The sequence below is a fragment of the Ewingella sp. CoE-038-23 genome, from assembly GCF_040419245.1.
GTDB classification, from domain to species: Bacteria; Pseudomonadota; Gammaproteobacteria; order Enterobacterales; family Enterobacteriaceae; genus Ewingella; species Ewingella allii.
The window spans coordinates 3,955,548-3,967,856 of sequence record NZ_JAZHOH010000001.1; the positions used below are offsets into that span (position 1 = coordinate 3,955,548).

Here is a 12,309-nt window from a genome sequence, read left to right on the forward strand (position 1 = left end):
CGGATAATATCACAAGCGCTCATACCGCGAAAAAAAGCTTGGACGCGGCGATTAACTGAGCCAGCCTTGCCAGCTCGCCAAAATCTGCTCGCGTTCAGTCATAAAGCTATCGACAGCGACTTTGCCACTATGTTCCTGTAAAGCCAGATGATGAATCTCGTCGCGCAGCGTGACATAGGCGTGCTTCAGCCGGCGCGCCTCATCCTCCGGCATAATATCGTATTGCGCCATCAGCTCGAAAATACGCACGTTATCAGACCACTTGGTCAGACCCGGCTCATCGTGGGCAAAGCGCAACACCAGATATTGTGCGATGAATTCAATGTCCGTGATACCGCCCGGATCGGCTTTCAGGTCGAAGGTATGGCCTTTTTTGCTGCCCAGATGGGCATGCATCTTCTCGCGCATCTCGCGCACTTCTTTGCGCAAAGTGTCGGCATCACGCTGGCGGCACAGAATCTCACGGCGCGTGGTATTAAATTGACGAGTCAGCTGCGGGTCGCCGTAGACCACGCGGGCGCGAACCAGCGCCTGATGCTCCCAGGTCCAGGCTTCGTTTTGCTGATAATCAGCAAAGGCTTCAATGGTGCTGACCAGCATCCCCGCCGCGCCGGATGGGCGCAGACGTGCATCCACTTCATACAGAATGCCGGACGAAGTGCGGGTGCTGAACAGGTGCATAATGCGCTGGGCCAGCCGCAGGTAGAACTGGCGGCCGTCAATGCTGCGCTCGCCTTCGGTCATGACGTCCGGCGCGCAGTCGAGCAGGAAAACCAAATCCAGATCTGAGCTATAGCCCAGCTCCCAGCCCCCCAACTTGCCATAACCCACCACGGCAAAACCGCGCCCTTCCCGGCTGCGCAGGTGCGAAGGTTCACCATAGCGCGTCACCATCTGCTCCCAGGCTTGCTGGATAACGGCTTCAAGGATCGCCTCGGCCAGATAGGTCAAATGGTCGCTGACCTTCATCACCGGCAGCGCGCCCGAGATATCCCCGGCGGCGATGCGCAGGTGCTGGGCCTGCTTAAACTGGCGCAGCGCTTCCAGCTGCTGCTCTTCGTCATCGGCGGGCACGCGCAGCAAATACTGGCGCAGCTCGTCGCGATAGGCGTCTGGCGCAATCGGCTGGTAAAGAGTGCGCGGGTCGAGCAGCTCGTCGAGCAAAATTGGGTGGCGGGCCAGCTGGTTGGCGACCATCGGCGATGCCGCGCACAGGCGCACCAGCTGCTTCAGCGCCCCCGGATACTCAACCAGCAGTTCAATATAAGTGGTGCGCGTAACAATATTGAGCAGCAGCAGGGTCAGGCGTTGCAGGGTGATATCGGCATTTTTATAGCCACACACCTGGGCCAGCAGGTTCGGCATCAGCTGATCCAACTGGTCACGGCCGCGCGGCCCGATGGTGCGCTTATCCACGTCACGGCGGAACTCGGCGATTTGCCGCAACAGCTGCCCCTGAGCTTCCGGCGCGAGTTGCGGCACCAGATGGGCAATATCGTCGTGCTCAAGGGCGTCAATCCACAGGCTGCTGAACTCGGCGTGCTGCGGATCTTCGCCAATGTCCGGCGTGTCATCACCAATCAAATCATCAAACACGGCGCGCACCGCCAGCATGTGGGTATTCAAGGCGTCGAGCAGCGTTGGCCAGTTAGGGAAGTCCATCCCCCATGCCAGACGCGCCTGATTGAGATCGTCGGATGGCAGGGTTTGGGTCTGTTCGTCAGCAATCGCCTGCAACAAGTTTTCGAGGCGACGCAGGAACAGGTAGCTTTCACGCAGCTGCGACACCTGCACGGCGGGCAGCAGCTCCAGCTCTTGCACGGCTTGCAGCGTCGGTAATAAAGAGCGCTGCTGCAAAGAGGGTTCGCGGCCGCCGCGGATCAGTTGGAAGACTTGCGCGATAAACTCGATTTCGCGAATGCCGCCCGCGCCCAGCTTAATGTTGTCCTTAAGGCCACGGCGGCGCACTTCGCGGGCAATCATGCCTTTCATATTGCGCAGGGACTGAATCACGCTGAAGTCGATATAGCGGCGGAAAACGAACGGCATCAACATCTTACGCAGTTCCTGACTGCTGCTGTCCTCCGCGCCGCCCATCAACCGCGCCTTGACCATCGCGTAGCGTTCCCAGTCGCGGCCCTGCTCCTGATAATAGTCTTCCAACGCCGGGAAGCTCATCACCAGCGGGCCGCTGTCGCCAAACGGCCGTAGGCGCATATCCACGCGATAGACAAAACCATCAATGGTTGGCTGATCCAAGGCTTTAATCAGCCGCTGACCAAGGCGGGTGAAGAACTGTGCGTTATCCAGCTCGCGACGGCCGCCTTTGGTTTGGCCATTCTCGGGATAGGCAAAAATCAGGTCGATGTCTGAGGAGAAGTTCAGCTCGCCGCCGCCCAGTTTGCCCATACCGAGAATTAACAACTTTTGCGGCACTCCGTCGGCATTCATGGGCGTACCAAACTCGCGGCAGCAGGCGTCGTACAGCCATTCGCGGGCGCTGACAATCAGGGTTTCAGCTAACTCGCTGAGCTGATGCAGCGTCTCTTCGCACTGGCTGGTGAGCATGGTCTGTGACCAGGCAATGCGAGTCAACATTCGCTTGCGGAACAAGCGCAGCGCCTTCATCAGCCCGGCTTCATCACTGATCTGGGCCAGCGCCTCGGCTAGCCAGCCGCGATAGCTTTGCCACTCCTGCGCGTGCGGCGGATGCTGCACAATCTCATGCCACCAGTCTGGAAATGCCAGCAGGTTTTCACTGATAAAATCACTGCTCGCGGCCACCGCCAGCGTGCTTTCATCAAGCTCTGGTAAGGGCGCGGCGTGCTCCTGACAACGAATAACGAAGTTGTCAGCCTGACTTTGCAAAACAGAGGGGAGTGGCAACATGAGATCAGGTTCCTTTCGCAAAAAAGCCTGAGTCAGACTCAGGCCACTTGTTCAATTAAACTTCACCATAAACCAAAACGCGGCTTGTTATTTGACTTTGCCGTTGAGCCAGAAGGCGTCCATCATCACGGCGTGCTGGCGGGCAGAATCTTCCCACGCATGCTGCTGCTGGATAATCGCCTGCTGCAACTCAAGCCAGCCATTAATGTAAGGGCTGTACTCTTCGTGAGAGTAAGCGCCCGCTAACATGTGGAAAGAGATAATCTGGCGCTTTAGGCGAGCCAGCTGGTCGCGGAAGCCATCTTCGTCCAGCGGCTGGCCGAATGCCTCTTTCAAATCCGCGGCGGTACGGCCCAGCATGATGTCTGCAAAGCGTTTGAAGGAGCCATCAAGCTTCTTCTGCGCTTTCTCATCAATGAAAGGTTTCCACTGCTGAGTTGTCAGCCACGAAGTGAGTGCTAACTTACATTTCAAGTAGGCCGGGCTGTAACACACGGCCTGGGCGTCGGCGCCCTTCTGCTCCAGCGCTGGCAGTAAGTCGGTTAGCAAGGCGCGCAGTTCAGTTGAGGCTTTACGTGGGATCAGCCCGCCGAACAGCACCAACGCCTGACGCACGGCTTCAACTGCTTGCAGCACGCTCAGGCGCACGGCCTTATCACCGCGCACCCACAGCTCTTCGTGATACTGCCACTGGTCCAGCGCGAGAGCCAAAATGCCCTCCATCGCCTGCTCCACCGTGGCTTTCGGCGCGGCCTTGAATACGGGCAGCGGGCGCAGTTCGCGCGCCGGATTGCCTTTCGCCAAGTGATAACCACGGGCAGCCTTGCTCAAGCCGCCCTGCCGCAGCCCGCCGTTTTGACCAATCAACGCGGCGAGCGCCAGCAGGTCAGCGGTGTTGCCGCTTTTCAGCTCCAGCTCAATTTCAGCTAAAGGCTCGGAAAGCTCTCCGGCCACCACTTCACCCTGATCCAAACCAAGCTCAATCTCGCTTTGCTGGTAAGTGATCACCCACTTCTCGCGCATAAAATTGGTGGAAAACAGCGGCAGCAGCGCCTTCTGTAGCGCAGCGACTTTGCAGCCTTCTGGCCAGATTTCCTTCGGGAAAGCGCTGAGTTTTAAGGTCGGCTTCTTCAGCTCAACATTGTATTCCGGGCGCTGGTGCAAGCCCCCTACTACGCTACCGGCGGTTTTGATGGTCATCTCATATTGGTCGTCAAAACCGCGAATACGCAGGCCCATATCGTGGCTGCGCATCCAGTTATCAGCGGTTTCGTAATAGATGTTGGTCAGCTTCTGTGGCGCAGAGTGTTGGCTGGAAAACTGCGCCAATTGCTCCGGTAATTCAGCGATAGCCGCGGCAGTGGCGATAAACTTTAATTCTATTTCTACGGTCATAGTGATCTTCACACCGAGTTCTGGATGTCAAAAGGCTGTCATAAAGCCGACAAAAGGAGTTAGCGATAAGTCGCAATTCTAACACAGGGTCTGGCCGCAAGCCGCATGCAACGGGATAGTAAGATAGTTCCCATTCCTGTTTATACGTTGCGTAGTCAAACTGTTGCCCTTAGTATCAAACCCTCATAACGTCGGTTCCTACATCGCGTTCCATAAATTCACAAAGAAACGATGAAATAATGCAGAAACTCCGCCTAATTGGTCTCGCTTTGCTTAGTTTAAGCATCACTTGGGGCGCTCACGCCGATGAAAAGCGCTACATTTCCGACGATCTGATCACTTATATCCACAGTGGTCCGGGTAACCAATATCGTATCGTTGGCACGCTAAATGCCGGTGACGAAGTCACCCTGCGTAGCGTCAACGACAGCACAAAATACGGCGAAATCATTGACTCTAAAGGTAAAACCGCCTGGATCCCTCTGGACCAGTTGAGCAATGTGCCAAGCATCCGCACCCGCGTTCCTGATTTAGAGCAGCAGGTGAAAACCCTGACTGACAAGCTGACCAACATTGATTCCAGCTGGAACCAGCGCACGGCTGAAATGCAGCAAAAAGTTTCGTCGAGCGATGGCATCATTAATGGCCTGAAGAAAGAGAATCAGGACCTGAAAAATCAGCTGATTGTGGCGCAGAAGAAAGTGAGCGCGGTAAATGTTCAGCTTGACGACAAACAGCGTACTATCATTTTACAATGGTTCATGTATGGCGGCGGCGTCGCCGGTGTTGGCCTGCTGTTGGGCTTAATCCTGCCGCATCTGGTGCCTCGCCGTAAGAAAAATGATCGCTGGATGAGCTGAGTCACATAATGGAAATCTATCTGGTCGGCGGCGCAGTCCGAGACAGTTTGTTAAACCTGCCGGTTACCGAGCACGACTGGGTAGTCGTTGGCGCCACGCCGGAATATATGCTTGCTGAAGGATATCAGCAGGTTGGCAAGGACTTTCCCGTGTTCTTGCATCCGGTGACTCATGATGAATACGCGCTGGCTCGCACGGAAAGAAAATCTGGCAGCGGCTATAACGGTTTTACCTGTTACGCCGCGCCAGATGTCACATTAGAGCAGGACTTGATGCGTCGCGACCTGACCATCAACGCCATCGCCAAAAGTGCCGAAGGTGAACTCTTCGACCCTTACCACGGCCAGCGCGATATCGAAAATCGCCTGCTGCGCCACGTTTCTGATGCCTTTGGTGAAGACCCGCTGCGCGTTTTGCGCGTGGCGCGGTTTGCCGCGCGCTTTGCCCATCTTGGTTTCAGCGTCGCGCCAGAAACCCAGCAACTGATGCAGCAAATGGCAGATTCCGGCGAGCTTGAAGCCCTGACGGCCGAGCGCGTGTGGAAAGAGACGGAAAAGGCGCTGCAGACGCAGGACCCGCAAGTTTTCTTCCAAGTGCTGCGTGACTGTGGCGCGCTGAAGGTACTGTTCCCAGAGGTTGACGCGCTGTTTGGCGTGCCCGCACCGGAGAAATGGCATCCGGAAATCGATACCGGCATTCATACCCTGATGACCCTGAAAATTGCCGCAGAGCTGACACCGGATGTTGATATTCGCTTCTCCGCACTCTGCCATGACTTGGGCAAAGGGCTGACCAATCCGGAATACTGGCCGCATCACCACGGCCACGGCCCGGCGGGCGTTAAACTGGTGGAAAATCTTTGCCAGCGGCTCCGAGTGCCAACCCATATTCGCGATCTGGCGAAGCTGGTCGCTGAATTCCATGACCTGATCCACACGGTCAATAAATTGCGTCCAGAAACGATTCTAAAGCTGTTCGACACTATTGATGTTTGGCGCAAGCCACAGCGGCTCGAGCAGATGATTTTCACCAGCGAGGCTGATGCTCGCGGGCGAACCGGTTTCGAGCAGAACCCTTATCCACAGGGCGATTATCTTCGCGGGGCCTACGCAGCGGCGCTCACCGTGTCGATTAAAGACATCGTAGATTCAGGTTTAGAAGGGTTGGCAATCAAAGAAGAGTTGAAGAAACAGCGCATTCGCGCCATCGCCGACTGGAAAGCGCTGCAAGATCCCGCCGAATAATTTCCTCATTTAAAGTAAAAAACCGCAGGACTCATGTTCCTGCGGTTTGCATTTCTACACCAGAAAAACGGATTTTTTAGGCGATAAAAACAGTGTATGCCACGAAAGCCACCACAAAACGGTAGATGGCGAAGGGAATAAACGAGAAGCGTTTGATCACCGACAGGAAGGTTTTGATCGCGATTAACGCCACCAAGAAGGCCACCACAAAGCCCGTAGCGAACATTGGCAAATCTGCCATGCTCAGGAAGGTGTAGCTCTTATAGAGGTCCAGCACGGTAGCGCCCAGCATCATCGGCACGGCCAGCAGGAAAGAGAACTCCGAGGCCGCATAGCGGCTCACCCCACTCAGCATCCCGCCGCCAATGGTCGCGCCAGAACGCGAGAACCCCGGCCATAGCGCTAAGCACTGGCAAACACCAATCATCAGCGCCTGACGGTAAGTCATATCATCCACGCCTTCGGCACGCGGCTTCTTCGGCTTGAGCAGCTCTGCGGCTATAAGCCACACCCCGCCGACCACCAATGCATAGATAACGTTTTTCGGCTCAAACAGGGCTTTAATCTGCGAGTGGAAAATCAACCCAATGGCCGTGGCGGGCAGCATGCCCAGTATAATGTGGCCCAGATTGAGTCGCCCTGTTCCTGTGCCTTCGTGCACAGGCGGCTTGCCAAAATGAATCCCAATCATGCCGAACAGTCGGCGCCAGAACATCACGACCACCGCCATGATCGAGCCAAGCTGGATAATGACTTCAAATGACTTTGCTGTATCGCCGGTAAAACCTAATAGGTTGCCGACGATGATCATATGTCCGGTTGAAGAGACCGGTAAAAATTCTGTTAACCCTTCGACAACACCCAAAATTGCTGCGACCAGCAATGAATGACTTTCAACAACCATTTAGTATCCAACTTATTACAGAGGGAGAAGTAGCGACATCGAAACGGATATCGCTGAAAAAAAGAATGTCTTTAATCGCCTTATTTCTAGCGCTTTTTTATGACAAAAATTCGCGCGATGAGTTGCAGGCAGCAATATTTAAATTAGAAATTTAGCCGCGCACGCCGCGTTCAATAATCACCCCAACGTTAGTCGCTTCCGCCACAGCGCCCGGCTTGCTTAGCTTAATGCGTACCCACGGCGAGTTGAAGCGAGATAATAATAGGCTGGCGACCTCTTCCGCGACGCGCTCGACCAGCGCGAAATTCTGCGTTGAAACGTGCTGAATGACGGCTTCGCTTACATCGGCGTAGCTCAGGCAGTCATTAACATCGTCGCTGGCAGCGGCCTGACGGTTGTCCCATGCCATTTCGATATCGAACACTAGCTTCTGCTTAATGGTCTGTTCCCAGTCATAAGCGCCAATGGTGGTGATTACATTCAGTTGCTCAATAAATACGATATCCATCACGCGTTTCTCTGTTTTTGGGTCAGCCGGATACCACTTCCGGCGGAAAATGCGTATTATCCATGGATGTTGCGATTAAAACGACCCCTATTAGACGGAACTGCGTTATGAGTGCTACCGCGCTTGGCATGATTATTTTCGCCTATCTCTGCGGCTCGATTTCCAGTGCAATTCTGGTCTGTCGGGTAGCGGGATTACCCGATCCACGCACACAGGGTTCCGGCAATCCGGGGGCCACTAACGTCTTGCGAATTGGTGGCCGCGCCGCCGCCGCGTCGGTGCTCATCTTCGACGTGTTAAAAGGCATGCTGCCGGTTTGGCTGGCTTACCGCCTCGACGTCTCCCCGGTTTATCTTGGCATTACCGCCATCGCCGCCTGTCTCGGTCACATCTATCCGGTCTTTTTCCGTTTTCAGGGTGGCAAAGGCGTAGCGACAGCCTTCGGTGCTATCGCGCCCATCGGCTTTGACCTTACAGGTTTGATGGCCGGCACCTGGCTGCTCACCGTCCTGCTGAGCGGCTACTCGTCACTCGGCGCCATCATCAGCGCGCTGATTGCGCCATTCTATGTCTGGTGGTTCAAGCCACAGTTCACCTTCCCAGTCGCCATGCTCTCCTGCCTGATTCTGTTGCGTCACCACGACAACATCCAGCGTCTGTGGCGTGGGCAAGAGGGCAAAATCTGGGATAAGTTGAAGCAGAAACGTGCAGCTAAAAAAGCCGCGCAAGAAGCCGCCAAGCAAGCTGAAAAAGACCAATAAACTCAGATTTTAGACACAAAAAAAAGACCTCAAGAGGTCGTTTTTTTATTGCCGCAGCCATTCAAATCAGAGCCTGACTGAATGGCTGCGAGGCAAGGCGCAAGAAGGGGAGAAAGCGCAGCATACATAAGTATGTGAGCATTTCGAGCCGCCGCAGCAACACAGCCGCAGCCCCATTCAGACTGGCGGCAAATCAGCCAAAGGCCAGCGCGGGCGCACAGACACGCTCAGATCCTGCGTCGCGCCAGTTTGCAAACGCACCATGCCAGCATAAGCAATCATCGCGCCATTATCGGTACAGAATTCAGGACGCGCGTAAAACACTTCACCACCGCGCTTGGTCATCATCTCACCTAATTTGGCGCGCAGCGTGCGGTTAGCACTGACGCCTCCCGCCATAACCAGGCGTTTAAAGCCGGTGTGATCCAGCGCGCGCTTGCATTTGATTGCCAGCGTATCCACCACGGCATCTTCGAAAGCCCGTGCAATATCAGCGTGAGTTTGTGGCGAGTCATCATTAGCGCGCACGGTGTTCGCTGCAAAGGTCTTCAAACCTGAGAAGCTAAAATCCAGCCCCGGACGGTCGGTCATCGGGCGCGGGAAAGTAAAGCGCCCTTCAGTCCCCTGCTGCGCCATCTTCGACAGCATCGGGCCACCGGGGTAGTCCAGACCCAGCAATTTCGCGGTCTTATCGAATGCTTCGCCAGCGGCATCATCAATAGACTCACCCAGCAACTCGTACTTACCAATGCCGGTGACGCTAATTAATTGAGTGTGGCCGCCGGAAACCAGCAAAGCAACAAACGGGAAATCTGGCGGGTTGTCTTCCAGCATAGGTGCCAGCAGATGCCCTTCCATATGGTGAACCGGCACGGCTGGAACATCCCAGGCAAAGGCCAGAGAGCGGCCAATGGTGGCACCCACTAATAGCGCGCCAACCAGACCCGGACCCGCGGTATAAGCCACGCCGTCGATGTCTTTGGCCGTCAGCCCGGCTTCTTTCAAAGCTTCCTGAATGAGAGGAATCGTTTTGCGCACGTGGTCACGCGACGCCAGTTCAGGCACCACGCCGCCGTAGTCAGCATGCAGTTTTACCTGACTATACAATTGGTTGGCTAACAAGCCCGCTTCGCTGTCATAGATAGCGATGCCGGTTTCATCGCAGGACGTTTCTATACCAAGTACTCGCATCACGTTTTCCATCTTATTCTCGGGCTAACTCGCGGCGCGCAGTTTAGCACACAACGCCGCGTCAGCGCTGTTTCTCAGAAGCAAATCCACTGCTTTTGCCAATTAATGTCGAGCAATTTAAGTTGATTGGTATATAATCGCCGGCCGACGCAAAAGCGAGCGCACTTTTGGAAATAGATGGGTTGGGAGGCGCTGCTTCAATTTGCCGTTATGCTTTACAACGCAGCGCAAGTTGGAGTAAAATTCCGCACCATTTTGAAATGTGCTGGTACAAACCAGCAAACAAACCGATTTTATCGAGGTGAGAGGCACATGCCTGTAATTAAAGTACGTGAAAACGAGCCGTTCGACGTAGCTCTGCGTCGCTTCAAACGTTCCTGCGAAAAAGCGGGTGTTCTGGCAGAAGTTCGTCGTCGTGAGTTCTATGAAAAACCGACTACCGAACGTAAACGCGCTAAAGCATCTGCAGTAAAACGCCACGCCAAGAAACTGGCTCGCGAAAACGCACGCCGCACTCGTCTGTATTAATCTTCGGGGGCAACCCCACCGTGTATTTGCTCTCGCAAAAGCACACAGATCGATGAGTAGTTGCATACGCATGCCGTGCTTTCCGAAAGGAATGCGCGGCTTGTTCTCGTTTATAGGCTAGTGAGTAAGGGGCTTATGGCTGGGAGAATTCCACGCGTATTTATCAATGACTTACTGGCTCGTGTCGACATCGTGGACCTTATCGATGCTCGCGTAAAGCTGAAGAAACAGGGTAAGAATTACCACGCGTGCTGCCCTTTCCACCATGAGAAAACACCCTCATTTACCGTAAACGGCGATAAGCAGTTTTATCACTGTTTCGGCTGTGGAGCCCACGGCAACGCCGTCGACTTCCTGATGAACTACGACAGGCTTGAGTTTGTCGAAAGTATCGAGGAATTGGCGACAATGCAGGGTTTGGAAGTGCCGTATGAAGCGGGCACCGGTCCAAGCCAGATGGAGCGCCATCAGCGTCAGAGCCTCTACCAGTTGATGGAGCCGCTTGCCGACTTCTATCAGCAATCACTTAAACAACCCGTTGGCGCACCTGCCAGAGAATACCTTTCTCAGCGCGGATTAAGTGAAGATGTTATCGCTCATTTTGCCATAGGTTTCGCGCCTCCTGGCTGGGACAACGCCTTCAAGCGTTTTGGCAAAAATGCCGATGACAAAGCCTCATTAATTGATGCGGGTATGTTGGTCACCAATGACAACGGACGCAGTTATGACCGTTTTCGCGAACGCGTCATGTTCCCCATCCGCGATAAGCGCGGCCGGGTTATTGCGTTTGGTGGCAGGGTATTAGGCGAGGGTACGCCAAAATATCTGAACTCCCCCGAAACCGAGATTTTCCATAAAGGCCGCCAGTTGTATGGCCTTTATGAAGCACAGCTGAAACATCCGACACCTTTACGCTTATTGGTTGTCGAAGGTTATATGGACGTCGTGGCGCTGGCGCAGTTTGGCATCGATTATGCCGTTGCATCCTTAGGCACCTCGACCACCGCCGACCACATTCAGCTGATGTTCCGCGCCACGGATAACGTGGTGTGTTGCTATGACGGCGACAGAGCCGGTCGCGAAGCAGCATGGCGTGCGTTAGAAACAGCGCTGCCCTACTTGAGCGACGGCCGCCAGTTACGCTTTATGTTTTTACCCGACGGCGAAGATCCAGACACGCTGGTGCGTAAAGAAGGTAAAGAAGCCTTCGAACAACGGATGGAGCAGGCGCTGCCGCTCTCAACCTTCTTGTTTGAATCGCTGATGCCGCAGGTCGATTTGAGCAGCCCCGACGGGCGCACCAAGTTGAGCATGCTGGCGCTACCTTTGATTCGCCAGGTACCCGGCGAGACGCTGCGCATGTATTTGCGCCAGCAGCTAGGCAATAAGCTTGGTATTTTGGACGACAGCCAGCTCGAAAAACTGGTTCCTAAGCAGGTCGATAGTGGCAATACCTATCAGGCGCCCCAGCTAAAACGCACAACCATGCGTATACTTATTGGGTTACTGGTACAAAATCCACAACTGGCTACACTTATACCCTCGCTGCAAGGATTGGAGCGAGCGAAGCAACCGGGACTGGATCTGTTTAGCGAGTTAGTAACCACTTGCTTAGCCCAGCCGGGCCTGACTACCGGCCAGTTGCTTGAGTTGTACCGAGACAATAAGTTCTACCAGCAGCTTGAAACTCTGGCTACATGGAACCATATGATCGTTGAGGATATGGTCGAAGAAGAGTTTCGCGCCACGCTGGCCAGCCTCTATGACTCGATCTTAGAGCAGCGGCTTGAAGAATTAATCGCTAAAGCCAGAACCCACGGGCTCAGCCCGGAAGAACGTGCCGAAGTTAGCTCGTTAAATCAGGTTTTAGCGAGGAAAAATTGAACGGCTTAAGTGCCGATATATAGTGGGACAGAGTCCCGCACGATGCCGCCATCGCGGGCCGCGGCAACAAGTAAACGCCCCGATACCCTAACGGGTAAACGTTATTGTTGGCGGTTTCGCTGACCAACACCAACCCAAATACTCT

Annotated in this window: 10 protein-coding genes; 5 read left to right on the top strand and 5 right to left on the bottom strand. The window is 54.6% G+C overall.

Annotated elements, in window-relative coordinates:
* Window positions 1-51: 51 nt before the first annotated feature.
* Window positions 52-2,889 carry a bifunctional [glutamate--ammonia ligase]-adenylyl-L-tyrosine phosphorylase/[glutamate--ammonia-ligase] adenylyltransferase gene (glnE, locus tag V2154_RS18975; protein ID WP_353503452.1) on the bottom strand — a complete coding sequence of 946 codons (2,838 nt, stop codon included), beginning with the start codon at window positions 2,887-2,889 and terminating at the stop codon, window positions 52-54.
* Window positions 2,890-2,976: 87 nt separating this feature from the next.
* Window positions 2,977-4,284 carry a CYTH domain-containing protein gene (locus V2154_RS18980; protein ID WP_353503453.1) on the bottom strand — a complete coding sequence of 436 codons (1,308 nt, stop codon included), beginning with the start codon at window positions 4,282-4,284 and terminating at the stop codon, window positions 2,977-2,979.
* 239 nt (window positions 4,285-4,523) lie between these two features.
* On the opposite strand from V2154_RS18980, the gene V2154_RS18985 reads away from it, so the two are divergent.
* Together V2154_RS18985 and V2154_RS18990 are read left to right on the top strand one after the other, a co-directional pair.
* Window positions 4,524-5,144 (top strand): TIGR04211 family SH3 domain-containing protein, encoded by a 621-nt coding sequence (locus tag V2154_RS18985; protein ID WP_185689177.1) that lies wholly within the window; start codon window positions 4,524-4,526, stop codon window positions 5,142-5,144.
* An 8-nt stretch (window positions 5,145-5,152) separates the two neighbouring features.
* Window positions 5,153-6,388, top strand: coding sequence for a multifunctional CCA addition/repair protein (locus tag V2154_RS18990; RefSeq protein ID WP_353503454.1), 1,236 nt, complete (start codon window positions 5,153-5,155; stop codon window positions 6,386-6,388).
* A gap of 76 nt (window positions 6,389-6,464) precedes the next feature.
* Here the strand turns inward: V2154_RS18990 and bacA are convergent, their stop codons facing one another.
* Both bacA and folB read right to left on the bottom strand, forming a co-directional pair.
* Window positions 6,465-7,292, bottom strand: a complete 828-nt coding sequence (gene bacA / locus V2154_RS18995) for an undecaprenyl-diphosphate phosphatase (RefSeq protein WP_353503455.1) — start codon at window positions 7,290-7,292, stop codon at window positions 6,465-6,467.
* 151 nt (window positions 7,293-7,443) lie between these two features.
* The gene (folB, locus tag V2154_RS19000) at window positions 7,444-7,800 is read right to left on the bottom strand and encodes a bifunctional dihydroneopterin aldolase/7,8-dihydroneopterin epimerase (RefSeq protein ID WP_353503456.1); all 357 of its coding nucleotides are present in this window, start codon (window positions 7,798-7,800) and stop codon (window positions 7,444-7,446) included.
* A 107-nt stretch (window positions 7,801-7,907) separates the two neighbouring features.
* On the opposite strand from folB, the gene plsY reads away from it, so the two are divergent.
* Window positions 7,908-8,561, top strand: a complete 654-nt coding sequence (plsY, locus tag V2154_RS19005) for a glycerol-3-phosphate 1-O-acyltransferase PlsY (RefSeq protein ID WP_353503457.1) — start codon at window positions 7,908-7,910, stop codon at window positions 8,559-8,561.
* A 177-nt stretch (window positions 8,562-8,738) separates the two neighbouring features.
* On the opposite strand, the gene tsaD is transcribed toward plsY, so the two are convergent.
* Window positions 8,739-9,752: a tRNA (adenosine(37)-N6)-threonylcarbamoyltransferase complex transferase subunit TsaD gene (gene tsaD, locus V2154_RS19010; RefSeq protein WP_353503458.1), complete on the bottom strand. Its 1,014-nt coding sequence runs from the start codon at window positions 9,750-9,752 to the stop codon at window positions 8,739-8,741.
* A gap of 312 nt (window positions 9,753-10,064) precedes the next feature.
* Between tsaD and rpsU the strand changes: the two genes are divergently transcribed.
* Both rpsU and dnaG read left to right on the top strand, forming a co-directional pair.
* Window positions 10,065-10,280 carry a 30S ribosomal protein S21 gene (gene rpsU, locus V2154_RS19015; RefSeq protein ID WP_001144069.1) on the top strand — a complete coding sequence of 72 codons (216 nt, stop codon included), beginning with the start codon at window positions 10,065-10,067 and terminating at the stop codon, window positions 10,278-10,280.
* Between the two features lie 135 nt (window positions 10,281-10,415).
* A complete protein-coding gene (gene dnaG, locus V2154_RS19020; RefSeq protein WP_353503459.1) occupies window positions 10,416-12,164 on the top strand; it encodes a DNA primase in 1,749 nt (582 codons plus the stop codon).
* The last annotated feature ends 145 nt before the right edge of the window (window positions 12,165-12,309 follow it).